The sequence below is a fragment of the Chryseobacterium sp. UF-290 genome, from assembly GCF_058245615.1.
This window is the reverse complement of record NZ_JBSICB010000004.1, coordinates 301,119-323,127: the sequence shown is the minus strand read 5'-3', so window position 1 is coordinate 323,127 and position 22,009 is coordinate 301,119. Positions and strand designations below refer to the sequence as shown.

The window sequence follows — 22,009 nt, the reverse complement described above, 5'->3', positions numbered from 1 at the left end:
TTATGGTTTAAATGCCTGGTATTTATTTTTAAAATTCTGATAGCTTTGTTCTTCAATATTAAATTCACCGTACCAGACATAATCAAAAATATAGGACAGATCAGAAAAATCTTTTTTAATGTGAGGGGTTTTTAATTCTGCGGCATAATCCTTATTCGTCTTTTCGGGGTTCCAGCTGATCAGTTTTTTGTCACTTAATTTTTTAAGTGTAAATAAGAACTGATAGCGTACTGCTGAACGATAGTCCTTTGCATTTTCGAACATTGCAATGCTTTCCGGGAAGTTGATTTCATGGATATTTTCATGCAATTCTTCCACATTCAGATCCAGTTTTTTATTCTTTTTGCTAAAAATGAAATTTCCATCTTTTCCAAGAACATATTTTATGATAAAATAAAGCAGGAATCCTACAAGAATAATGGCAAACAGACGAATAAGAACGGTAGTAAATTTTACAGATTTTGTAAAAGCGGTCTCTCCAAAAATACTCTGCAGAAATTGGTTGATTTTTCTCATCAGCTTTTGGCCGAAAGACTCTCTCGGTTTCGATACTGAATAGTCAAATTCATTTCCTTTATATCTTGACGGAATATTTTCTTTGAACTTTTTCGGATAAACTACATTTTCTGAAACAGGTTTTCCCATCAATACAGAATCTGCACGCAGCATATTCCTGTAATGTCCTGTGGTATACAAAGAATCTCCCAAATAATCATCCACATAACCATCATCCTGAGCCTGAACAAGCCCAAGAGAAAGAAAAAACAGGATAAAAAAAAGAATCTTATTCATTGATACCAATAGTGTCTATTTCTGCAAGTTCCACTTTCTGATGAAGGTCTGTTCTGCTGTCATAATACATCAGCCCGGAATTTACATACATCAGATTCGAAAGGATAAACGAAAGCAACATGGAAACTCCGTAGAATACGAAAAAAACAATTCCAAAAACACCTGTAAAAGGATTCTGCTCAAAATTACCATCCGGAGCGGAAGTAAGAACAGCTCCATAAAAAAATATAAGCGGAATGTATGTAAAAACCGAAGATATAATAGATATGATCATCATCATAATAATGGATGCACCCCAATATTTCCAATAGGGAGATTTTTCGCTTCCATTCGGGTAAGAAAACTGTGCCCGTATAGAGTAGCTCAGACTTTCAAAAAATCTTCTGTCCGAATTAAAATAATCATACATCAGAAACGTAATGACATTGAATAGGGTAGGATAAATAAGGAATATCAGGAACAATCCGATGATCAGAAATATCAGGACATAAGAAAAGCCTACCAAAAAGAGGGCTAATGGGGCAACAATAAAGATCAGTCCAATACATAACCTGGCTATTTTCCCGGCATTCTTTTTAAAATCACCTAAAATATCATCCGTTTTTATCTTATCAGCCCCCTGGGCAATCCTTTTAATATAAAAAACCGGATACAGATAACTGACGATAGCCAGCACCATAAAAAGCAGAAGTGTCAGTAATCCAACGGCAATCAGCATTCCTGCATTATCAGAGAAATATTGTTCAAAATAATAGGTTTCACCTCTTAAATTGGATCCGAAAATCTGAGAAAAAAGTTCTTTGTATCCAAAAATAACAACGCCTACCATTAAAATCAATAGCAGCCCGTTGATCAACAGATAACTTTTAAAATAATTCTTCCCGTATAGCTTAAAGAAATTGAAACTGTCACCAATAAAGGTTCCGAAATCTCTTTTTTTATAAAATTGTATCATTGATGTGCTTATTAGTTTTTTTATTCACCACAGACGGATACACAAGATAGTAAAATATTACGATCGCAAGTGAACCCAAAATAATTGCCAGGTTGAGGATCAGAGGCATCTTCAGAGCATGTCTTGTAACATATCCTTCGATTACTCCGGCACAAACCGTGAAAGGGATCGTACTCAGAAAAATCTTAAATGAATCTTTAAAGCCTTTTTTAAAAGAATTAAACCTTGAAAATGTCTTTGGAAACAAGATAGAAGCCCCCAGGATCAACCCGCACATTGCTTCAATCACCATCGCAAAAATTTCAAACACACCATGCAGCCATATTCCCCTTGCACTGTCTTTCAATGCTCCATAGTCATAGAAGAAATATTGAAAGGCTCCCAGCATCACACTGTTGGAGAGAAGGGCAAATAGAGTTCCTACTCCTCCGGCAATGCCATAAACATACAATTTCGCACCCACCTGTATATTATTAAAAATAATACCGATGGTACTTCCCCAGGTTGAACCGCTCTCATATACAGCAACAGCATTTCCTTTTTTTATATTTTCAATAGTTTCATTCACATAAGCCTCACCGTTTGGTATGGCTACGGTCAGAAAACTTTTATCATAAATGGCAGAAAGCACACCTATTGAGGTAAACAGGATAAAAAAAAGGAAGGCATACACCAGATACCTTCGATACTGGTATACCAACAACGGAACTTCCGTTTTGAAAAAATAAATCAGCCTGTTCTCCTCTACTCTTTTCGTTTTATAAATCTTCTGAAAGATCTGAGATGATAAATGATTCAGATAAACTGTCGTATTGCTTTTGGGATAATAGGTCTGGGCAAAAGAAAGATCATTGATCAGGTTTATATACAACGAAGACAGGTCATCAGGATTTTTTTTTATTTTCCCTTCAATAACCTGTTCTATTCCCAACCATTTTTCTTTATTTTGTTTAATGAAATAAACCTCTCTCATAATTGTAAGGCTAAAATAATAAAAAATATGTCTCAAATTGCGATAAATACCTCACAAAATGTAAATATCAGCTTTAATGTTGCCAGCATAGGAGAAAGAATGCTTGCCTTCATCATTGATCTTCTGATAAGGGTGGCCTATATCGTTATTGTCCTGTATCTGTTCTTCAATATTTTCGATCTGGGGTATTTAATGAACGGATTGGATCAATGGTCTATCAGAGCTGTTTATATCCTTCTTACATTTCCGGTCTACATTTATCCTGTTGTATTAGAAAGCTTGATGGAGGGACAAACTCCGGGTAAAAAACTGATGAAGATAAGGGTTGTCAAGATCGATGGCTACCAGGCCGGTTTTGGAGATTATATGATTCGCTGGGTCTTCAGAATTATTGATGTTTCTTTTGCAGGTATTGTAGGTTTGGTTTCAATGATCATTTCTAAGAACAACCAGCGTCTAGGAGATATAGCTTCTGGCACAGCTGTTATTTCTTTAAAGAATAATATTAATATTTCCCATACCATTTTAGAAAATATCAAGGAAGATTATGTCCCTTCTTTTCCGCAGGTGATTGCCTTAAGTGATAATGATATGAGGATCATCAAAGATAATTATACCAAAGCTTTAAAAGTAGGAGACCGCCAAATCATCACAAAACTCTCGGATAAGATAAAAAGTATTCTGAAGCTGGAAATAGATCCTACCCAAATGACAGAGAAACAGTTTATCAGCGTCATCATTAAAGACTATAATTACTATACGGGAAAAGAGTAATTCTCTAATAATGTAACAATATATCAGTTTACCAATGTAGCAATAACATGCTCATAATGCCTGAATTGATACATTGTTATACTATATTACCATAATATTGTATAGCCTTTTGCTTCAGAGGATTTTTGCTCCAATCTTCCCATTTCCCTGTATATGGATCATAGCCACATTTTAAAGGCTTAGAAATATCCAAGCCATCTTTATCTGTATGAGTCTGCTCTGTGTAAGCCCTACAATCCGTACAGATATAACGAAACTCACAGTCTTTGCATACTTCTATATGATATAATAAATTGATTTTTATGTTAAAATAATCAGTATCATTTTTTCTTTAAAAATTCTTTTGTAATCTTTCTTCGATGTTGGATGCTTTGAAGGCCTATACATCTTCTATTACGGTTAATAATTACAGAATCTTTTATAAATTTATCATCAGTGCTTTTTAAACCATATACAGTTTTTAAATGGTTAATCTGATTGTATACTTCGACCATCTCTGCATAATCTCGTGGCGGGCATTCTCCGGATTTTACATAATCTAAAAGTTTATTTTTGAAATATAAATAATCTTCTGTTTGCGCCATATGGTTTAAATAAATCAACATTGGCATAAAAACACCATCCTCTGTTTCAAGTCCAATTTTCTGCATTGATGGATAACCAAAATTTATAAGAGACCATTTTAACAACTCAGCATTTTTCTTAAATTTTTTTAATGATTGTTTACCTGTTATAGAATCTTTTTCCTGATCCCGGATAAAGGCAATTCTAAAGGAATCAATGAGTTGTTTATTTAGATCTTTTTTCCATTCCGCAACTTTCCGCTCTATAGTAATACTGTCAATTCCATACTTCTTATAAAGTTTAAAGAAATCTGAATCTTCTCTTTTAAACTTCCAATAAGGAGCAACTAAAGGGATAAGCTTGTAAAGACTTTCCTTTCCCCCAAAATCTTCATTATATTTATCAGCAAGTGTAACATAAGTGGCATATTCTTCAATTCTTTCCTGGTTTTTAGGCTCATACTCTTTAAATAATTGCCGGTATTCCTGGATAGCTAATCGGGGATTGCCGGTCAGCCGGTAAATACTGTCAATTTCATTAACCTTGTTATAATAAACAATATAGTTTTTCTTACAAGATGACAGCATGAAAAAGGAAATCACTAAAATACTTATTGGTATTTTCATTTTTAAATTTTGTTTGATCAATGATGAGCATAAGAATATGTTCAAAACTAAATTTAGTAAAATAGATAATAATGTTAAAGTCCGGGTTTACATGAATGAGTATCTGTATTCACAGCCCTATCAAATAGGTAAAGTTCAATCATTAATCCCATAATATTGGATTGCTTTATTTTTTAAAGGATTTTTGCTCCAATCTTCCCATTTTCCGGTATATGGATCATAACCACATTTTAAAGGCTTAGAAATATCCAAGCCATCTTTATTCATATAAGTCCGTTCCGTATAAGCTCTGCAGTCTGTGCAGATATATCGGAACTCGCAGTCTTTACATACTTCAATATGATCTTTGGTCAGATTCCAGTATTTTTTGAAAGCTGGCCTTTTCAAAGCTTTTTCTAGGCTGGTATCATGAATATTTCCAAAACTTTCGGGCATTAAAGGACAGTTTTTTATATTACCGTCTATATCAATTCCAATTTTTTTATGTAAGCAGGAATTATGATTGATTGCTTCAAGAATTTTTGGAAGGTTAGTATTGAAATATTTTATATCCACTTTTCCGCAGGAGGATATTTTTAAATCTTTATCTGTAAAATGAATTGTGAACCTAAACTCATCTCTTACTTTGAAAGGGGGTTGGTGGCAATTATAGAAAATAAAATTGTAAATTCTTATAGTTGTCTGATTGAGGACTTTAAAAAAATCTTTGTTAATAGCATGATGAAAAGGAGCGTAAATCTCAATACCTTCCAGAACAGAGTTTTTAAATTCATAATCAATACCCTGAAATTCCTCAATAGAGAGTTCTTTACTGCAATATATAACCAGATGTTTTACTCCCAAATTATCAATAGAATTTCTTATTTTACCAAGTACAGATACATTATTAAATTCTATAAAAATATTTGAGATTTGAACAGCTTCATGATATTCATAAGATAAGGGATGAAAATTTTCATCCCTGCTACCGCTAGTGATGAAACCATATTCTTTTTCCAAAAGAAAGCCTATATACTCATGGATTATCTGTTTAGACTCAGTATCGTAATTTTTCAATATATTTTCAATTGAATCATGTTTCAACTCCTCAATAATATCATAAAGCTCCAAAGGATACAAATCAGAAAGATTTCTCTGAAGATCAGAGATTAGTATTCTTTTGGCTCCTTTTGTAATTAAAATATTACTGAATAGATTGAAATATTTCATAGCAGTCTTGTAAGTGGTTTTATTGGTTTTTCTCTCATAAGATAACTTGTTTGATAGACTCCACATTTTATATAGTTTATGGTAATATTGTTCTTTTCATTAGTTTTTTTAATTCCAAACTCCTCAATAAATTTAAAAGTGAGGGGAAGTTTATTCTTTTCTTTTTTTATTGTATTTTTCATAAATATTGGGCTATTTCTTTTTCTAATGAGTAATTGCAGATTGCTGACAAACCAATAAATTGACCTACAGGATTAACCTCCAAAAAGTAGAAATCATCGCCACTTTTTATGAAATCTATTGAACCGCAGTTTAAGTCTAAAGACTGCATAAGATAATGTACTTTTTCTTCAATGTTTTTGGGTAGTTGATAGCGTACTTTTCTGTTTGGGTTCTTATAATTATATTTTCTGAAGTCAGTTTTAGTTTGCTCATCGTTTTGAGAAATTATGGCTGTAGACCACATTTTACCATCGAGGTAAAAACTCCGTATTTCAAAGTCCTTTTCAATTTTTTCCTGAAAAAACGTGATAAAAAAATTATCCTTTTCTTTTTCCTTTATTATAGAAGTATAGATGATACCGTTTGAATTTTTATTAATAGAATCTAATATTACATTTTCTGTGATAACTTTTGTAATAGTTTTATTGACAATGACTTCATCCGTATTTTCAGCTAAAAAATATTTTGGAACGCTTAATCCTGTTTTTTGAGCCTGTTCTAAGACCAGAAGTTTATTTACATGGCTATTGCTCTGTTTATTAATGCTTTTTTTTGATTCTAAGGTTTTTATTACATAATCTTCCAGCCAGTGCTGGGTTTCATCCATATAAAGGTTGACAGTATCATTATCATAATGTAAACGTTTAAATTTTAGCCCTCCTCTTCTGTACCACACGCTCGTTATTTCATCTAGAAAAAAACGGTTTCTTTCACTTAGCAAATAAATTCTTTTTTTGTCTGTTTTAATCTCAAAAAACTCATCTTCATGGACACGGATAAACTGTTTTCTCATTTTTAAAAGATATCTAATGACTTTTGTCGTTGTTGAGTCTCCATTATTTGATATAATGAGTATCATCTTCTTTTTGTTTTTTAAAAAAATCCTTTCTTATTTTGGCACTGTGTTTTAGGCTCGGTATCCCCAAGGTTTTCCGATTGCGGTCAATCTGTGCACTGTCTATTACAGTAATCATATTAAAGCCATAAAGTGTAATCTTTTTAGGATATCCCATTTCTGCATCCACCATACGGGCATAATCACGAGGTGAACAGTCTCCCGACTTTACATATTCTAGTAGCTTTTCCTTTATATAAGGATAATGCTTTTTAGATTCAACCATATGAGTGGTAAATGTTGGCATAGGAAAGCTTCCTATTTTCTGTGGTGTTGGAAAACCATAATTTTTAAAGACCCATATAAAAAATTTTGCATTTTTTCCTACATTTTTCCTAGTCATTATTGTATCAAAAGGTCTTCCCTGCTGGTCTCTGATCAGAGCGAGTCTGAAAGAATCCACAAGGCTTTTATTAAGGCTGTTTTTCCATTCTGTTACTTTCTGTTCTACAGATGTATTATCTATTCCGTACTTATTGAACAGGTACAAATATTTTTTATATTTATCACCATATGGGGCTAACAGAGTAATCAATTTATAAAGGCTTTCTTTTCCTCCAAAGTCTTCGTGATACTGATCAGCAAGTGTAATATAAGTAGCATACTCTTCAATACGCTCTTGGTTTTTAGGATCATATTCTCTGAAAAGTTCTCGGTATTTTTTTATAGCAAGTTGAGGATTATTTCCCAGTCTATATATGCTGTCTATATCATTAACCCTATTATAATAAATAATATAATTCTTTTTACAGGATGAAAGAATTAGTAAAATACTAATAGAGATAATATACTTTATTAATTTTCTCATATATAAGCAAAATGTAACTTTAATAATAAAAATAAGGAGGGAATACCCCTCCTATTGTTTATGGGTCTAACAAACTGTTACCCTGCCAATATAATCACCACCATTAGATGTATAGTGATCTGCTTCATAACATCCCGGCGGTGTAACTGCTTCACTAGATTCAATAGCATGAGATGCTAGACTACCGTTAATAAGCTTTAAATCATTTCTTTTGATTTTCTTGTTTTCTAAAGAAGAAAAGTTTTTCTTCATTCCATTTAACTTTTTCATAATAATTTTTTTAATTGTTTTGTGTTACTATTAACATTTCAAATATATCAAACCATGTTGAAATATAACTATGATTTTTATGTGAATTTTATGTGATTTTCAGCCCATAAAAAGGAGTTCATTTTGATGTATAGAGCTTTATATTGCAGCGTTCATTCTTTTTATCTGTAGCTGTTTCAGGAGAATCAAAACCTAACAGGTTTTAAAAACCTGTTAGGTTTAGTTGGTTTTTATACTTATTCCAGCCCATAAAATGTTATATTTGTATTGATATAAAAAACACCACAATGATCAAGAACAAACTCATCAAAGTCCGCAAGGCCAAAGAACAAACCCAGGAAAGCATGGCAAAAACTCTGCATATGACACAGTCACAATATCAAAGAAGGGAAAAAGGAGAAATTAAAATTTCAGACGAAGAATAGGAACGACTGGCAAGAGCCTTGAATGTCCCTGTTGAAGATATAAAGGAAGAAGATACTCCTCATCAGATCATCAATAATTTTGATAGTAATGAAGGAAGTTATTTTGGTAGTAACAATTATTTTTATAACATTCCGGAATTCCTTCTTGAAAACCAGCAGGATTATATTAACCTCCTGAAACAGGAAATAGAGGAGCTTAAAGAGCGTATCAAGATACTGGAACAAAAATAACTAACAGCCTATCCAATGAAATTTGAAAACAATAAATCCGGAAACGGCGGAGTTCTTACACTAAACAACGAAATCAAAGAAGTGGGAAGGCTCACCTATACTATTTTCCCTGAAGATCATAAACTGATCATTTCCTTTGTATTGGTACATCCCGAATTTGAAGGAAGAGGAATGGGAAAATATTTAGTGGAAGAGGCCATTAAATTTGCCAGAGAAAATAACTGGAAGGTTTACCCTCACTGCTCTTATGCGAGATCTGTAATGATGAGAATGAATGATGTGGATGATATTCTTTTAAAGAATTAAAACCTCATTCAGAAGAATTTCTTCAATATCATCCGGATAATCTACTTTCAGATGATGACCGGAAGCTACCCACTCCATAATTTCCTGAAGATTTAAAACTTTAGAATTAGGGACTCCCATTTTATCCAACGCACAGGCATTACATTCCTGTTCATATTGATTATGAATGGGAATTACAAACAATTTTTTATCCATAAAAAGAGCCTCAGCAGGGGTTTCAAAACCAGCATTGCATAAAATTCCTTCACAGCCTTCAAAGTATTTCAGATATTCACTTTCATCGATAGGGAATACTTCCACATTCTTTATTCTCACCTTCACTTTACTGTATTTGGAAAACACTTTCCAGTCAACAGGAATATTTCTTAATACCTTGATAATATTTTCATCTGCAAAGCTTGGGAGGTAAACAAGGTAATATCCTTGTTTATTAGGGTTAAGATTTCGGATCTTTTTTCTGATCACGGGCTTTTTTATCTGGGGATGGTAATTTTCAAAATGAAAGCCGATTTTTCTCTCACTGGGAACATAGTATTTTAAGATCATTTCTCCCAGAAAATCTTTTTTTGTAGGCTTTGGTGTTTCAGGAAAGCTCATGGATGCCTGATGGCTAAGCTCTATCATTGGCAGTTTCTTCAGTTTGGAAGCCCAACCTGTCAGTGGCTCGTAATCATTAATGATCAAATCATAATTTGAAAGTTCCAGTTCTCTGATTGTTTTGGCTGCTTCCAGGAAATTATTCTCTGTAAATGTTTTGCGGTATGATAAACCTCCTGTTTTGTTATAAAGAAGGGAAATCCCTTTATAATGAAAGTTGATGTCAAAATCAGCCTTTAATTGTGACTGATGACCGCTGATCAGGGTATCAACCGAGGCATATTTTTTGAGAATAGGAATAATTTCCTGCGCTCTGGCCACATGCCCGTTTCCAGTCCCCTGGAATGCATACAGAATCTTCATCTAGGAAAAGTTAGTTACTATTTTTAAAAGCGCTGAAGAATCCATTTCCTGAATTTCTTCCGTTTCGTCATCTCTCAGCAGATGCTTATGGTCATCATAGTAAAAAATCTTCCATTCTTTATCGTTATATTCCAAAGCAGAGAGGTTTTCTATCCAGTCTCCTGAATTCAGATAAGTACATGAGCCTTTTTTATTGATGACCTCACGAATCTGCGGCTGATGGATATGCCCGCAAACCACATAATCGTATTGGTTGTCAATGGCCAGTTCAGAAGCTGTAAGTTCAAAATCTCCGATATATTTTACGGCCTTTTTCACATTGTTCTTGATCTTCTTTGAAAATGAGTATTTTTCCTTACCCATTTTTTCTAAGAACCAATTGACAACATTATTGATAATAATTAAAAGATCATAGCCTTTTCCGCCAAGCTTAGCAATCCATTTGGAATGCTGGACAGAGGCATCGAAAACATCACCATGAAATATCCAGGTTTTTTTCTGATCAATCGTCAGGCAGATCTTATTACAGACCTTAAGTTTTCCCAGCTCAAAATCTGTGAATTTACGGAACATTTCATCATGATTGCCTGTAATATAATAGACATCCGTATTCTTGGTAGCGAATGAAAGGATCTTTCTGATCACTTTCAAATGAGGTTTAGGGAAGTAAGACTTTTTGAACTGCCAGATATCAATAATATCTCCATTCAAAACTAAAGTTTTTGGCTGGATAGAATTGAGATATCTCAGTAATTCTTTAGCCTTACATCCATAAGTTCCCAGATGAACATCCGATATAACAACTAATTCAACGTTTCTTTTCATCCGTATGTTTTCAGCTTTTTAATTTGAACGGATGGAACGCCTCAAAATTTTTCCGGTATAGAAAATATAACAAAGCGTTTCATAGTTCATACAAAGAAACTAATTGAAAGTTAACTGTATATGAATGCTATATTATTTTTTATAAAGAGTTCATCAGCTCTTCTGTGATTTCCATATTATGGTAAACGTTCTGAACATCATCATCTTCCTCGAAACGCTCAAGCATTTTCATGTTGGCTTTGAACTGTTCTTCGCTTACTTCTTTTATATTATTCGGAATTCTTTGAAGTTCCGCGCTCTTTGCTTCAATTCCAAGCTCATCCAATTTATGAGACAAGGAACCGAAATCTTCAAAAGCAGTGGTAATCATTACTTCTTCTTCATCTTTTTCTACGTCTTCTGCACCGCCATCGATCATTTCCATTTCAAAGTCATCCCAATCCATTTTGATCTGTGCCAGATCTATCGTGAAAATACCTTTTCTGTCGAAGATAAATGCCAGTTCTCCATTTTTCCCAAGGTTACCATCAAACTTGTTGAAAACAGCTCTCACGTTGGCTACCGTTCTCGTTGTATTGTTTGTAGTACATTCTACAAAGAAAGCAACCCCTCCTTGCCCGTAACCTTCATAAGTGATCTCTTCATAGTTTTCAGCATCAGCACCACTTGCCTTTTTAATGGCTCTTTCTACATTATCTTTAGGCATATTAGCCCCTTTAGCATTCTGGATACATCTTCTCAGGGCCGGGTTAGATTCCGGGTCTGGTCCTCCGGCCTTTACTGCCAGCGCGATATCTTTTCCTATTTTAGAGAATGTTTTGGCCATTTTGTCCCATCTGGCCATTTTAGAAGCTTTTCTGTATTCAAATGCTCTTCCCATTTTAATTTTTTAAATTTTCAACAAAATTACTTAAAAGTCAACAAAAAAAAAATACCTCCAAAAAAATTGGAGGTATTCATTATTTAGAAAAATTAATTATTTTTTCTTTTTAGCCGGAGCTTTTTTCTTTTTAGCCGGAGCTTTTCCTTTCTTAACTACTACTTTTTTCTCAACAACGTCTAGGTCAGACTTCTGAAGAGCTTCCCAAGCAGCACCGTTAACAGCCTCAACAACTACTTTTCTGTCAGCCATTCTTTCAGCATCAGAAGCTTTTGCAGGAACTTGAGCATCTCTAGAACCTACACCTGTAGATTTTAATTGATTACCATTAACCCCTCTAGCTTCAAGAGCAGCAACTACAGCAGCAGCTCTTTGTCTTGAAAGTTTCAAGTTGTAAGCAGCAGCACCTTTAGCATCTGTGTGACCTGTTACTAAGAATGTACCATCCTGAGATTCTTTAACGATTCTAGCAGCTTCATCTAATTTACCATTAGATTCTGGTCTGATTGTAGCCTTGTTAAAGTCGAACAAGATACCTTTAAGAGCACCTGTAGCATCTTTAGCGATTACATCTTTTGGCTTAGGACATCCGTTGTATTCTGGAAGACCTGGAACAGTAGGACAAGCATCATCTTTATCTAAGATACCGTCACCGTCTGTGTCTGGCCAAGGACAACCGTTGTTTTCAGCAGGACCTGCTACTGTAGGACAAGCGTCATCTTTATCGATTACACCGTCACCATCAGTATCTGGCCAAGGACAACCATTGTTTTCAACTGGACCAGCTACATCTGGACATTGATCGTCTTTATCTGGAACTCCGTCACCGTCAGTATCAGGACATCCCTGGAATTCTGGTAAACCTGGAGTATCTGGACAAAGGTCATCTTTATCTAGGATACCATCCTTATCTCTATCTCTGTTTCCGAATCTGAATAAGATAGATGCAGAAGCTTGCCAGTGGTTAGCAACTGTAGATTTATCACCTGGAGTTGACACATAGTCACCTTGAATACCAAGACCAAAGTTTTTAGTTACCCAGAAGTTAGCACCAGCACCTGTAGATACAGCAAAGAAGTTAGCTTTACCGTTCTCGTTACCGTCTTTACCGTTATTAACGTTTTCAATTGGGTTACCGTTAGCATCTACACTTGTTCTTGGGAAAGTAAGTGAAGTGTAGTCATGTCTTAGGTAGTTAGCACCAACTCTTAAATATGGATCAAACCAAGATTCTTCGTTCCATAAAAGACCTGCAGCTTTAACCTGAAGACCAAGACCTGTCATTAGGTAAAACTCTTTCCCCATGTTGAATCTCTTGTTTTCAACATTACCTACTGAAGTTTGCCAGTCGATAACGAAACCTTTTCCAATGTTTCTAGCAACTGTTAACTTAGATAGTGGAGGTGTAATAGAGAAGTTGTTCACATTGAACATACTCTTTGTTAAATTTTTAGCAGAGAACGTATTACTGAAGCCTGAACGTGCTGCTACATGGTTTTCTGCGTGAGCACCAACTCCGATCAACCACGGATTGTTGGTAGTCTGTGCGAAAACAGTAGAGGCAACAGTAAGCGCCAATGCTGAAATTCCTAATTTTAGATTTTTCATAGAATTAAATGATTAAATAATTGATAATGCAAAATAAATATAATTTTTCTTTATATACAAAGTTTTTCAAATGATTTTTAACTTTTCTTTAATATTCTGTCCAGGTTCCGTTTATTTTCTCTATCTTTTATCGCCTCTCTTTTATCAAAAAGCTTCTTCCCTCTACCCAGCGCTATCAGCACCTTTGCTTTACCTCGATCAGTGATATATAATTTTAAAGGAATAATTGTATTTCCGGCATCCTTTAACTTTTTTTCAAGTTTCTGCAATTCTTTTTTGTGCAACAGCAATTTCCGTTCCCTTTTTGTTTTGTGATTGTAAAAAGTTCCTAATTTGTACTCATCTATCATCATGTTAATAATGTACAATTCCCCATCAATAAACTGACAGAACGATTCTGTGATAGATGCTTTGGAAGAGCGTAAAGATTTTATTTCTGTACCCGTCAGAACCATCCCCGCTTCATATTCTTCAAGAATTTCATACTCAAAACGGGCTCTTCTGTTTAATATACTGACTGTTTTCTCAATCTTCATCATTGTAAAATTTCGTTAATGAAATATATAAAAAATACCATACATTTAAAAACTTGACTATTATATTATTACAAAATACCCAAATTCTTTTTGTATTTTTGCGCCAAATTTACAAAACTATATGTTAACAGTATCTAACTTATCTTTACAATTCGGGAAAAGAGTTCTTTTTGACGAGGTAAATATTATGTTTACCAAAGGAAACTGCTACGGAATTATCGGAGCAAACGGTGCGGGAAAGTCTACATTCCTTAAAATATTAACAGGAAAGCAGGATCCTACAACAGGGAACGTATCTTTGGAACCAGGGAAAAGAATGTCAGTTTTGGAGCAGGATCACTTTGCTTATGATCAGTATACTGTTCTTGAAGCTGTTTTGAGAGGGAACAAAAAATTATTTGAGATAAAGGAGGAAATGGATGCGCTATATGCGAAGGAAGATTTCTCTGACGAAGACGGAATTAAAGCCGGTGAGCTGGGGGTAATCTATGATGAAATGGGTGGCTGGACTGCAGAATCAGATGCGCAGACTATGCTTTCCAACGTAGGAATTTCCGATGATATGCACTGGCAGCTAATGAGTGAACTTGAGAACAAGGACAAAGTAAAGGTTCTTTTAGCTCAGGCACTTTTCGGTAATCCTGACGTATTGATCCTTGATGAGCCTACCAATGACCTTGACATTGATACCATCTCCTGGCTAGAGGATTTCCTTGCAGACTATGAAAATACAGTAATCGTGGTATCTCACGACCGTCACTTCCTTGATACGGTTTGTACGCATATCGGTGACCTGGATTACTCTAAACTTAACCTTTATACAGGTAACTACTCTTTCTGGTACCAGGCATCTCAATTAGCAACAAGACAAAGAGCTCAGGCCAATAAGAAAGCTGAAGAGAAGAAAAAAGAACTTCAGGATTTCATTGCCAGATTCAGCTCCAACGTTGCAAAAGCAAAACAGGCAACTGCAAGAAAGAAAATGATCGATAAATTGAATATCGATGACATCAAGCCTTCTTCCAGAAGATATCCGGCTATCATTTTTGAAATGGAAAGAGAAGCCGGAGATCAGATCTTAGATGTAAAAGGGCTTGAAAAAACAAAAGACGGAGAATTACTTTTCTCCAATATTGATTTAAATCTTAAGAAAGGGGATAAAGTAGCTGTACTTTCCAAAAACTCTTTGGCAATCACAGAATTTTTCGAAATTCTGGCTGGAAATGTTGAAGCTGATAAAGGAACTGTTGCCTGGGGAGTTACAACAACTCAATCTCACATGCCTTTAGACAACACCAATTTCTTCCAGGAAGACCTTAGCCTGGTTGATTGGTTGAGACAGTTTACTAAAAATGATGAAGAGCGTCACGAAGAATTTGTAAGAGGATTCTTAGGAAGAATGCTGTTCTCGGGAGATGAAGCTTTGAAATCTTGTAAAGTACTTTCAGGAGGTGAAAAAATGAGATGTATGTTCAGCAGAATGATGCTTCAGAAAGCAAACGTTCTTTTACTGGATGAGCCTACCAACCACTTAGACCTTGAAAGTATCACCACATTGAACAACTCTTTGTCTAACTTTAAAGGAAATATTCTATTGTCCTCTCATGACCACGAAATGCTTCAGACGGTTTGTAACAGAATCATTGAACTGACTCCTAACGGAATCATCGACAGAGAAATGACTTATGACGAGTACCTTGCTGATAAGAAGATAAAAGAATTAAGAGAAAAAATGTATTCTTAATCCGATACCGCAATAACAAATATAAAAATACCTCAAAGCGATGCTTCGAGGTATTTTCGTTTAAACAATAAATAAAATAATTATTTTGTCAGTTTCGAAGTAGGAAGGGCAACAGTTCCCGGATCTTTCCATAATCCGTCTTTTTCAGCTCTCTTTTTGATCGCCTGAGCTCTTTTCTCACTGTCCGGATGAGAGTTGAACATTTTCTCAAAACCGGTCTGTGTACTTCCCTGTGAAAGCAATGCCAATTTTTTAAATGCTGTATAAGCTCCTACTACATCATATTTGTTGGTTTTCATAAAATCATAAGAGTAGGTATCTGCTTCTGATTCCTGCTTTTTGCTGTGAGAGGCATCTAAAAATGCATTAGCCATTTTCCCCACCTGACTTTCGTTAAGCGTAGCAACTGTTGATGAAGCCGACGAAGCTGCGTCTAAGGCTGCAGCCTTCAGATAAGCTGATTTCATTGCATCTTTGGTATCCTGGTTTTTCACGTGACCGATCTCATGGCCAATTACTGCCAACAATTCGTTATCCGTCATGATATCCATCAGAGAAGAAAATACACGTACACTTCCGTCTGCACAGGCAAAAGCGTTAATATCCTTTACTTTATAGACTTTGTAGTTCAGATTCAGCCCATCCTGGGACTTATGATTTCCAAACAATTTATTCAATCTTATGGTATATGGATCTTTTGGTCCGGCTATAGGATTGTTCTTATCCATCCAATCTACCGATTCTTTAGATAATTTGATAGCGTCCTCGTTGGTAAATGTTAAAGCTTTTGCACTATTTGAGACTATTCCGGCAGCTTTACCGAGATTAATTTTTTGTGCACTGATCGAATGCATTGCCCCTAATAACATAAGGCATACTGTAATTTTTTTCATAGTCATTTTAATTTGGAGCACGAAGAGAGCTATTTTTTAACAATTATTAAGTCAAAACTTAGCTTCGGTTCTTTTCAGAATGCTATTTTTTTCCTTATTTTTGTGAAATGAGTCAAAAATGGATTTACAAGCCCGAACCCGATGAGGAAGTTGTGGACAGACTAAGTTCGTCACTTGGTTTTGGTACTTTTGAATCTAAACTCCTCGTTCTGAGAGGAATTGACAATTATCAAAAGGCCAGAGAATTCTTCAAACCGAACCTTAACGATATACACAACCCGTTTTTAATGGCAGATATGCAAAAAGCTGTAGAGCGTATTGCCAATGCAATTGAAAATGGTGAAAAAATATTGGTATACGGCGACTATGATGTGGATGGAACCACTGCTGTTGCCCTGATGTACCTATACCTCAGCAAAATTGTTGAGAAAAAATACCTGGACTATTATATTCCGGATAGAAATTCCGAAGGATATGGAATTTCTACGGAAGGAATTGACTTTGCCAAAGAAAACGGCTTTTCACTGATCATCGCTCTGGACTGTGGAATCAAGGCGCTTGATATGATCAACTACGCCACTGGTCTGGACATAGATTTCATCATTTGTGACCACCACCTTCCGGGTGAAGAGATCCCTAATGCCGCTGCTGTTCTTGATCCTAAAAGAAGTGACTGCAGATATCCTTTTAAGGAACTTTCCGGATGCGGGGTCGGCTTTAAACTTTGCCAGGGATTAAATACGATCTATAAGATCCCTGAAGCAGAATTATTCGAGCTGACGGATCTTCTTGCCATTTCCATTGCGGCAGACATCGTTTCAATGACCGGAGAGAACAGGGTTCTGGCAAAAATGGGATTAAAAACCCTCAGAAAGACCAGAAATCTCGGATTAAGATTATTGATCCCTGAAGATAAGCTTTCTCATTTTGAAATTTCAAATATCGTTTTTGAAATAGCTCCCAAGATCAACGCTGCCGGAAGGATCTCACATGGCAGAGCTGCTGTAGAACTTATGGTCTCTGACAATCTGAAACATGCCAACCAGATTGTGAGTGACATCATGAACCTCAACGATGAAAGACGTGAACTGGATATGAACTCCACTCTTTCTGCTTTGAACCAAATCATAGAATCCCAGCAGGAGACCAAGCATACTACGATCGTTTACCATCCTGAATGGAATAAAGGGGTCATTGGAATCGTGGCTTCCAGACTTATTGAAACCTACTATAAGCCCACTCTCGTTTTTACAGACGGAAACAATGGGGAAATGGTGGCTTCTGCAAGATCTGTTTCTGATTTTGATGTGCATGAAGCGCTTGATATGTGCTCGGAATATTTCCTTAAATTCGGAGGACATCATGCCGCTGCCGGACTTTCTATGGAGAAAGATAAGTTTGATGCTTTCAAGGAAAAGTTTGAAAGAATTGTTTCTGAAAAAATTCAGGAACATCAGAAAGAGCCTTCCATCTCCATTGATACTGAGATCAAAATCGATGAAATCAACAGGGAGTTTATCAATTTTCACAGGAAGCTGGCTCCTTTCGGGCCTCATAATATGAAGCCTATTTTTACATTGACCAATCAGAAGCTTTCAGGATATGTAAAAACAATGGGTAAGGACAACAATCACCTGAAGTTTTATATCAAGCAGGAATCTACGGGACGCAATATTGAATGTGTCGGCTTTAAGCTTGGACAGTTCGTTGAAGATTTTAAGAATAAAAATTTTGACCTTGCTTTCACTTTGGAAGAAAATCACTGGAAAGGAAATGTAACCCATTACCTTAACATTAAAGATGTTCAGTTTAGGGATTAGATGCGAGGTTTCAGGTAATAGAAATCAATATAAATATGAGAAACTATAATGAATTAATTATTGTCAAGAAATTTATTGAGATTTATTCATCAATGAAACATTCAGCATCTCAAATATCTCCTCTTGTAAAATTCAATGATTTAAATCCTTCAGAACTTAAAAAGAACTTTACCTCCAATATTTGTACCCTAGGGACTACCTCCTGTTATCTGCCACCTAAAACACAATGAAAAAAATCGGTTTATTTTTCGGATCATTCAACCCAATACATATCGGGCATCTCATTCTGGCCAATTATATTCTGGAAAATTCGGATATGGATGAACTTTGGTTTGTAGTAAGCCCGCAGAATCCTTTCAAGGATAAAAAATCTTTACTGAAAGACCACAATAGGCTTGACATGGTACAGCTTGCGGTAAAGAACTACCCGAATATGAGGGCTTCCAATGTAGAATTTTCTTTGCCGAAGCCAAGTTATACCATTGACACCCTCACCTACCTTCACGAAAAATATCCTGACTATTCTTTCAGCCTGATCATGGGCGAAGATAATCTGGAAAGCCTTCACAAGTGGAAAAACTCTGATCTACTCATCAATAATCATCATATTATTGTCTACCCGAGAGTTTTTGAAGGAGAGAAAAAGCACCCGGAATATTTACAGCATGAAAATATTTCTTTGATAAAGGCTCCTGTTATAGAACTTTCTGCTACAGAAATCCGCAATATGCTCAAAGACGGCAAAAATGTAAGACCTATGCTTCCCCCTGAAGTTTTTGAATATTTGGATGGAAGCAGTTTTTATAAGTAATTTTGCAAATAAGAAATTAGAGGTTAAAGTTAGAAAGATTTTTCACTTTTAATCCTCAACTTAGTCAATACAATAATGAACTTCATCGAAAAATTTTTCTCAAAATATCCTCAGGAAAAACTTATCAAATGGTTTAAGCAGATCTGCCTTGCAGAAGCTATTACCTGTTTTCTTCTTTACGGGATTGCCATGATATGGAAAAGGTATGATGATGAAGGTCTTCTCCCTACTATTTTTATCATTATTGTGGGTAACATCCACGGTCTTTTTTTTACCCTTTATCTTCTATTCTGTATCCCGATAAGAAAAATTTTCAAATGGGACGATGAAGATTTTGTGTTTGCTTTATTAGCCGCATTTTTCCCTTTTGCAACGGTCTGGGTAGATAAAAAGCTGGCGAGATTCGACAGAGAATAATTGTTTTTTATTGAAATTTCAATTTTTCCTGTAACAAAATTATTGTTACAGTTGTCTTATTATGTAGAAAAGTCAAACAATTAAATTTTTAACGTAAATTTTTAATAACTGAAAATCAATCAGTTAAAACCACTTAAAGATATTTTTCAGTACTTTGTATTGCATAATACTAAATTTATTATATATCTTTGTAATGTTAAATAACAAACCATACAAGCTATTAATTAAAAAATAATAATTATGAAAACTCAAATTCTCATTGCTGCCCTATTTTTCAGTGGCCTCATTACTGCCCAGCAGAAAAAAGACAGCTTGAAGGTTAATAGTATTGAGGCAGTCAATATCAAGAAACAGGTTTTCAAAAAACAGGGAGACCGGTTAGTTTACGATGTGGCTTCTTCTCCTATCGCTAAAGGGACTAATACATTCAACCTTTTGAAACAGACTCCAATGGTTTCCAGTATAGACGGAAGAACGTTGAAGATCCTCGGTAAATCTGACGCGGTTATTTATATCAACAATAAAAAAACGAATATGGATTCTGAGGCATTAATCGAAATGCTGAAGTCTACTCCATCAGAAGACATCCAGAAAATTGAGGTGATTACGGTCCCCGGAAGTGAATTTCAGGTAGAATCTAAGGAAGGGGTGATCAATATTGTCATGAAAAAGAATAAAAATAATGGCTACAACGGAACCATTAAGATGCTTAATGAGCAAGGCTACTATAACAACCCTTCAGCCGGAGCTTCCTTTAATTTCAGACAGGGTAAATGGTCCGGCACCTCAAATTTCAGAACAGGAAGCTGGACAGAAAGACAAAAATATACTTTGTCTAACGGGGATCCTACTTTCAGGAATGAGTCATACGGATACAATGATGATCCAAACAAAAACTACGGCGGAGGCTTTAATATTGATTATGAAATCAATAAGAAACATAGTCTTGGATTCTCTTATAATATGAGATACAATAAAAGCTTCAATTCTATTCTGGATATAACCAACTGGCAAAACGGAGCTTTGACCAACAGAACCGTAAATAATGAGGATGCGCAAACAAGAAACCATTCTTTCAATTTAAATTATGAGATAAAAACAGATTCTATAGGCAGTAAACTTACCTCAAATGTTTCATATCTATGGTTCAATCGTGATAAAGTGAGCTTTAATGAAAGTTTCCCCTTAGACAATGATCCTGATAACAAATATTCAGCCCTGCATCAATCTGTACCGCAGATCATCAATAACTATGCAGCCAATATAGATTATCTGAAAAAAACACCTAAAGGAGCAACATGGCTTATGGGAATCAGCTACAATCACACCAATACGGATAATGATACAAGACAGGACAAGCTCCAGAATGGTGAGTTTATAATAGATCCAAACCAGACCAATCATTTCATTTATAAAGAAAATATCCTGGGAATCTATCTCAACTATGAAAGAAAACTGACTGAAAAGTTATCCGGAAAAGCAGGTGCCCGTTATGAAATGACCAGAAGTACCGGAGATATTCTGGATAAAACAGGATTTGAGAGGAATTATAATAATCTGTTACCTTATCTGAATTTAAATTATGCGATCAATTCTGACCACAATCTTAGCTATACTTTTTCCAGCAGGATCCGAAGACCGAGATTTTGGGAACTGAATCCTTCCAGAACGTATTTCACTCCTACAAACTATACTCAGAACAATCCTTTTATACTGGCATCCAAATTTTATAACCAGGAGCTGAACTATATGTACAAAAATGCCTTCTATGCCAATCTTAGCTTTAATATGGTAGAAGACGCCGCTGCTTCTGACCTGCTTCCTTTACAGGGAACTGTAACAACCTCCGACATGGAAACAACAAGGTTTCTCAGATATATAAGAACCAATTACGGAAACAACAGGGAACTTAGCTTAACTCTTGGAATGAACAAGTCCTGGTTCAAAGACATATGGACCACCAACTATTCTGTTAATTTAGGGTATGTTACCTACAAAGGCGGGGTATGGGAAGATCCTACGTCTATACCGGTTCCGGGAGAAACCGAAGTAGTGGATCCATATATTATTGATGTTAAAAACTACAATATATCTGCGACGATCAACAATACCGTTCGGCTTTCTTCCAAAAAAGACTGGTTTCTGGGTGTTAATTACTTTTTTGCAAGTAAAGTCGCCATGGAAGGAGGGGTAATAGGTGCAAGACAAAGTTTCGATCTCAGCCTGAAGAAAATTGCAGGTGACTGGACTATTGTAGCGGAAGTTAATGATCTATTCAATCAAAGCTATTATCGGGTCAACGGAACACAGCCTAATGGAAAATATAATAATATAACCAATTTCAACTATCCAAGACTACTGAATATAGGGGCTACCTATAATTTCGGGAATCAGAAACTGAAAAAAGCAAGGGAAATGAAATCAGCCAACGACGCTGTAAAATCAAGAACCTGATCTATAAAAAT

Annotated in this window: 24 protein-coding genes; 9 read left to right on the top strand and 15 right to left on the bottom strand. The window is 35.3% G+C overall.

What is annotated here, in order from left to right; all coding sequences use genetic code 11:
* Genes AC4IF5_RS07050 through AC4IF5_RS07040 form a run of 3 tightly spaced genes read right to left on the bottom strand, consistent with a single transcriptional unit; the run spans position 1 to position 2,720 of the window.
* Complete coding sequence (locus AC4IF5_RS07050) at positions 1 to 792, bottom strand: DUF4129 domain-containing protein (protein WP_490732988.1); 792 nt, start codon at positions 790 to 792, stop codon at positions 1 to 3.
* Positions 785 to 1,747: a DUF4013 domain-containing protein gene (locus tag AC4IF5_RS07045; protein WP_490732986.1), complete on the bottom strand. Its 963-nt coding sequence runs from the start codon at positions 1,745 to 1,747 to the stop codon at positions 785 to 787. The genes AC4IF5_RS07050 and AC4IF5_RS07045 overlap by 8 nt, the downstream gene beginning before the upstream one ends.
* Positions 1,731 to 2,720, bottom strand: coding sequence for a stage II sporulation protein M (locus AC4IF5_RS07040; protein ID WP_490732984.1), 990 nt, complete (start codon positions 2,718 to 2,720; stop codon positions 1,731 to 1,733). The genes AC4IF5_RS07045 and AC4IF5_RS07040 overlap by 17 nt, the downstream gene beginning before the upstream one ends.
* Positions 2,721 to 2,747: 27 nt before the next feature.
* Between AC4IF5_RS07040 and AC4IF5_RS07035 the strand changes: the two genes are divergently transcribed.
* Complete coding sequence (locus AC4IF5_RS07035; protein WP_490732982.1) at positions 2,748 to 3,494, top strand: RDD family protein; 747 nt, start codon at positions 2,748 to 2,750, stop codon at positions 3,492 to 3,494.
* Between the two features lie 320 nt (positions 3,495 to 3,814).
* Here AC4IF5_RS07035 and AC4IF5_RS07030 read toward each other — a convergent pair whose 3' ends face one another.
* The 6 genes from AC4IF5_RS07030 to AC4IF5_RS07005 all read right to left on the bottom strand — a co-directional run bounded on the left by AC4IF5_RS07030 (position 3,815) and on the right by AC4IF5_RS07005 (position 8,088).
* Positions 3,815 to 4,684, bottom strand: coding sequence for a hypothetical protein (locus tag AC4IF5_RS07030; protein WP_490732980.1), 870 nt, complete (start codon positions 4,682 to 4,684; stop codon positions 3,815 to 3,817).
* 135 nt (positions 4,685 to 4,819) lie between these two features.
* Positions 4,820 to 5,893: a grasp-with-spasm system SPASM domain peptide maturase gene (gene gwsS / locus AC4IF5_RS07025; protein ID WP_490732978.1), complete on the bottom strand. Its 1,074-nt coding sequence runs from the start codon at positions 5,891 to 5,893 to the stop codon at positions 4,820 to 4,822.
* Complete coding sequence (locus tag AC4IF5_RS07020; protein ID WP_490732976.1) at positions 5,890 to 6,075, bottom strand: hypothetical protein; 186 nt, start codon at positions 6,073 to 6,075, stop codon at positions 5,890 to 5,892. The genes gwsS and AC4IF5_RS07020 overlap by 4 nt, the downstream gene beginning before the upstream one ends.
* The gene (gene gwsG, locus AC4IF5_RS07015) at positions 6,072 to 6,974 is read right to left on the bottom strand and encodes a grasp-with-spasm system ATP-grasp peptide maturase (RefSeq protein ID WP_490732974.1); all 903 of its coding nucleotides are present in this window, start codon (positions 6,972 to 6,974) and stop codon (positions 6,072 to 6,074) included. Before gwsG ends, AC4IF5_RS07020 begins: the two co-directional genes overlap by 4 nt.
* A complete protein-coding gene (locus AC4IF5_RS07010; protein WP_490732972.1) occupies positions 6,952 to 7,818 on the bottom strand; it encodes a hypothetical protein in 867 nt (288 codons plus the stop codon). Before AC4IF5_RS07010 ends, gwsG begins: the two co-directional genes overlap by 23 nt.
* Positions 7,819 to 7,884: 66 nt before the next feature.
* Positions 7,885 to 8,088: a TIGR04139 family peptide modification target gene (locus AC4IF5_RS07005; protein ID WP_490732970.1), complete on the bottom strand. Its 204-nt coding sequence runs from the start codon at positions 8,086 to 8,088 to the stop codon at positions 7,885 to 7,887.
* Between the two features lie 287 nt (positions 8,089 to 8,375).
* On the opposite strand from AC4IF5_RS07005, the gene AC4IF5_RS07000 reads away from it, so the two are divergent.
* The 3 genes from AC4IF5_RS07000 to AC4IF5_RS06990 are packed head-to-tail and all read left to right on the top strand — an operon-like array spanning position 8,376 to position 9,050.
* On the top strand, positions 8,376 to 8,513 hold the full coding sequence (locus tag AC4IF5_RS07000; RefSeq protein ID WP_490732968.1) for a helix-turn-helix domain-containing protein: 138 nt from the start codon (positions 8,376 to 8,378) through the stop codon (positions 8,511 to 8,513).
* Positions 8,514 to 8,531: 18 nt separating this feature from the next.
* Positions 8,532 to 8,744 (top strand): hypothetical protein, encoded by a 213-nt coding sequence (locus AC4IF5_RS06995; RefSeq protein ID WP_490732966.1) that lies wholly within the window; start codon positions 8,532 to 8,534, stop codon positions 8,742 to 8,744.
* Between the two features lie 15 nt (positions 8,745 to 8,759).
* Positions 8,760 to 9,050: a GNAT family N-acetyltransferase gene (locus AC4IF5_RS06990; RefSeq protein ID WP_490732964.1), complete on the top strand. Its 291-nt coding sequence runs from the start codon at positions 8,760 to 8,762 to the stop codon at positions 9,048 to 9,050.
* On the opposite strand, the gene AC4IF5_RS06985 is transcribed toward AC4IF5_RS06990, so the two are convergent.
* The 5 genes from AC4IF5_RS06985 to smpB form a co-directional block, all read right to left on the bottom strand.
* Positions 9,039 to 10,010 carry a glycosyltransferase family protein gene (locus AC4IF5_RS06985; protein ID WP_490732962.1) on the bottom strand — a complete coding sequence of 324 codons (972 nt, stop codon included), beginning with the start codon at positions 10,008 to 10,010 and terminating at the stop codon, positions 9,039 to 9,041. The genes AC4IF5_RS06990 and AC4IF5_RS06985 overlap by 12 nt on opposite strands.
* A complete protein-coding gene (locus AC4IF5_RS06980; protein WP_490732960.1) occupies positions 10,011 to 10,835 on the bottom strand; it encodes a UDP-2,3-diacylglucosamine diphosphatase in 825 nt (274 codons plus the stop codon).
* A gap of 139 nt (positions 10,836 to 10,974) precedes the next feature.
* Positions 10,975 to 11,715 (bottom strand): YebC/PmpR family DNA-binding transcriptional regulator, encoded by a 741-nt coding sequence (locus AC4IF5_RS06975; protein ID WP_490732958.1) that lies wholly within the window; start codon positions 11,713 to 11,715, stop codon positions 10,975 to 10,977.
* Between the two features lie 96 nt (positions 11,716 to 11,811).
* A complete protein-coding gene (locus AC4IF5_RS06970) occupies positions 11,812 to 13,323 on the bottom strand; it encodes an OmpA family protein (protein ID WP_490732956.1) in 1,512 nt (503 codons plus the stop codon).
* A gap of 77 nt (positions 13,324 to 13,400) precedes the next feature.
* Positions 13,401 to 13,859 carry an SsrA-binding protein SmpB gene (gene smpB / locus AC4IF5_RS06965; RefSeq protein ID WP_045501613.1) on the bottom strand — a complete coding sequence of 153 codons (459 nt, stop codon included), beginning with the start codon at positions 13,857 to 13,859 and terminating at the stop codon, positions 13,401 to 13,403.
* A 121-nt stretch (positions 13,860 to 13,980) separates the two neighbouring features.
* Between smpB and AC4IF5_RS06960 the strand changes: the two genes are divergently transcribed.
* Positions 13,981 to 15,603 carry an ABC-F family ATP-binding cassette domain-containing protein gene (locus AC4IF5_RS06960; protein ID WP_490732954.1) on the top strand — a complete coding sequence of 541 codons (1,623 nt, stop codon included), beginning with the start codon at positions 13,981 to 13,983 and terminating at the stop codon, positions 15,601 to 15,603.
* Between the two features lie 80 nt (positions 15,604 to 15,683).
* Here the strand turns inward: AC4IF5_RS06960 and AC4IF5_RS06955 are convergent, their stop codons facing one another.
* Positions 15,684 to 16,496, bottom strand: coding sequence for a M48 family metallopeptidase (locus AC4IF5_RS06955; RefSeq protein WP_490732952.1), 813 nt, complete (start codon positions 16,494 to 16,496; stop codon positions 15,684 to 15,686).
* Positions 16,497 to 16,603: 107 nt separating this feature from the next.
* On the opposite strand from AC4IF5_RS06955, the gene recJ reads away from it, so the two are divergent.
* The 4 genes from recJ (at position 16,604) to AC4IF5_RS06935 (ending at position 21,998) form a co-directional block, all read left to right on the top strand.
* On the top strand, positions 16,604 to 18,316 hold the full coding sequence (gene recJ, locus AC4IF5_RS06950; protein ID WP_490732950.1) for a single-stranded-DNA-specific exonuclease RecJ: 1,713 nt from the start codon (positions 16,604 to 16,606) through the stop codon (positions 18,314 to 18,316).
* A gap of 226 nt (positions 18,317 to 18,542) precedes the next feature.
* Positions 18,543 to 19,127 (top strand): nicotinate (nicotinamide) nucleotide adenylyltransferase, encoded by a 585-nt coding sequence (gene nadD / locus AC4IF5_RS06945; protein WP_490732948.1) that lies wholly within the window; start codon positions 18,543 to 18,545, stop codon positions 19,125 to 19,127.
* Between the two features lie 75 nt (positions 19,128 to 19,202).
* On the top strand, positions 19,203 to 19,544 hold the full coding sequence (locus AC4IF5_RS06940) for a DUF3817 domain-containing protein (RefSeq protein WP_490732946.1): 342 nt from the start codon (positions 19,203 to 19,205) through the stop codon (positions 19,542 to 19,544).
* A 240-nt stretch (positions 19,545 to 19,784) separates the two neighbouring features.
* A complete protein-coding gene (locus tag AC4IF5_RS06935; protein ID WP_490732944.1) occupies positions 19,785 to 21,998 on the top strand; it encodes a TonB-dependent receptor domain-containing protein in 2,214 nt (737 codons plus the stop codon).
* Positions 21,999 to 22,009: the final 11 nt, after the last annotated feature.

What these genes read in the sequence shown, in the direction of transcription:
- AC4IF5_RS07050 (WP_490732988.1), bottom strand. Translation starts at nt 792, where the DNA reads ATGAATAAGATTCTTTTTTTTATCCTGTTTTTTCTTTCTCTTGGGCTT.
- AC4IF5_RS07045 (WP_490732986.1), bottom strand. Translation starts at nt 1,747, where the DNA reads ATGATACAATTTTATAAAAAAAGAGATTTCGGAACCTTTATTGGTGAC.
- AC4IF5_RS07040 (WP_490732984.1), bottom strand. Translation starts at nt 2,720, where the DNA reads ATGAGAGAGGTTTATTTCATTAAACAAAATAAAGAAAAATGGTTGGGA.
- AC4IF5_RS07035 (WP_490732982.1), top strand. Translation starts at nt 2,748, where the DNA reads ATGTCTCAAATTGCGATAAATACCTCACAAAATGTAAATATCAGCTTT.
- AC4IF5_RS07030 (WP_490732980.1), bottom strand. Translation starts at nt 4,684, where the DNA reads ATGAAAATACCAATAAGTATTTTAGTGATTTCCTTTTTCATGCTGTCA.
- gwsS (WP_490732978.1), bottom strand. Translation starts at nt 5,893, where the DNA reads ATGAAATATTTCAATCTATTCAGTAATATTTTAATTACAAAAGGAGCC.
- AC4IF5_RS07020 (WP_490732976.1), bottom strand. Translation starts at nt 6,075, where the DNA reads ATGAAAAATACAATAAAAAAAGAAAAGAATAAACTTCCCCTCACTTTT.
- gwsG (WP_490732974.1), bottom strand. Translation starts at nt 6,974, where the DNA reads ATGATACTCATTATATCAAATAATGGAGACTCAACAACGACAAAAGTC.
- AC4IF5_RS07010 (WP_490732972.1), bottom strand. Translation starts at nt 7,818, where the DNA reads ATGAGAAAATTAATAAAGTATATTATCTCTATTAGTATTTTACTAATT.
- AC4IF5_RS07005 (WP_490732970.1), bottom strand. Translation starts at nt 8,088, where the DNA reads ATGAAAAAGTTAAATGGAATGAAGAAAAACTTTTCTTCTTTAGAAAAC.
- AC4IF5_RS07000 (WP_490732968.1), top strand. Translation starts at nt 8,376, where the DNA reads ATGATCAAGAACAAACTCATCAAAGTCCGCAAGGCCAAAGAACAAACC.
- AC4IF5_RS06990 (WP_490732964.1), top strand. Translation starts at nt 8,760, where the DNA reads ATGAAATTTGAAAACAATAAATCCGGAAACGGCGGAGTTCTTACACTA.
- AC4IF5_RS06985 (WP_490732962.1), bottom strand. Translation starts at nt 10,010, where the DNA reads ATGAAGATTCTGTATGCATTCCAGGGGACTGGAAACGGGCATGTGGCC.
- AC4IF5_RS06980 (WP_490732960.1), bottom strand. Translation starts at nt 10,835, where the DNA reads ATGAAAAGAAACGTTGAATTAGTTGTTATATCGGATGTTCATCTGGGA.
- AC4IF5_RS06975 (WP_490732958.1), bottom strand. Translation starts at nt 11,715, where the DNA reads ATGGGAAGAGCATTTGAATACAGAAAAGCTTCTAAAATGGCCAGATGG.
- AC4IF5_RS06970 (WP_490732956.1), bottom strand. Translation starts at nt 13,323, where the DNA reads ATGAAAAATCTAAAATTAGGAATTTCAGCATTGGCGCTTACTGTTGCC.
- smpB (WP_045501613.1), bottom strand. Translation starts at nt 13,859, where the DNA reads ATGAAGATTGAGAAAACAGTCAGTATATTAAACAGAAGAGCCCGTTTT.
- AC4IF5_RS06960 (WP_490732954.1), top strand. Translation starts at nt 13,981, where the DNA reads ATGTTAACAGTATCTAACTTATCTTTACAATTCGGGAAAAGAGTTCTT.
- AC4IF5_RS06955 (WP_490732952.1), bottom strand. Translation starts at nt 16,496, where the DNA reads ATGAAAAAAATTACAGTATGCCTTATGTTATTAGGGGCAATGCATTCG.
- recJ (WP_490732950.1), top strand. Translation starts at nt 16,604, where the DNA reads ATGAGTCAAAAATGGATTTACAAGCCCGAACCCGATGAGGAAGTTGTG.
- nadD (WP_490732948.1), top strand. Translation starts at nt 18,543, where the DNA reads ATGAAAAAAATCGGTTTATTTTTCGGATCATTCAACCCAATACATATC.
- AC4IF5_RS06940 (WP_490732946.1), top strand. Translation starts at nt 19,203, where the DNA reads ATGAACTTCATCGAAAAATTTTTCTCAAAATATCCTCAGGAAAAACTT.
- AC4IF5_RS06935 (WP_490732944.1), top strand. Translation starts at nt 19,785, where the DNA reads ATGAAAACTCAAATTCTCATTGCTGCCCTATTTTTCAGTGGCCTCATT.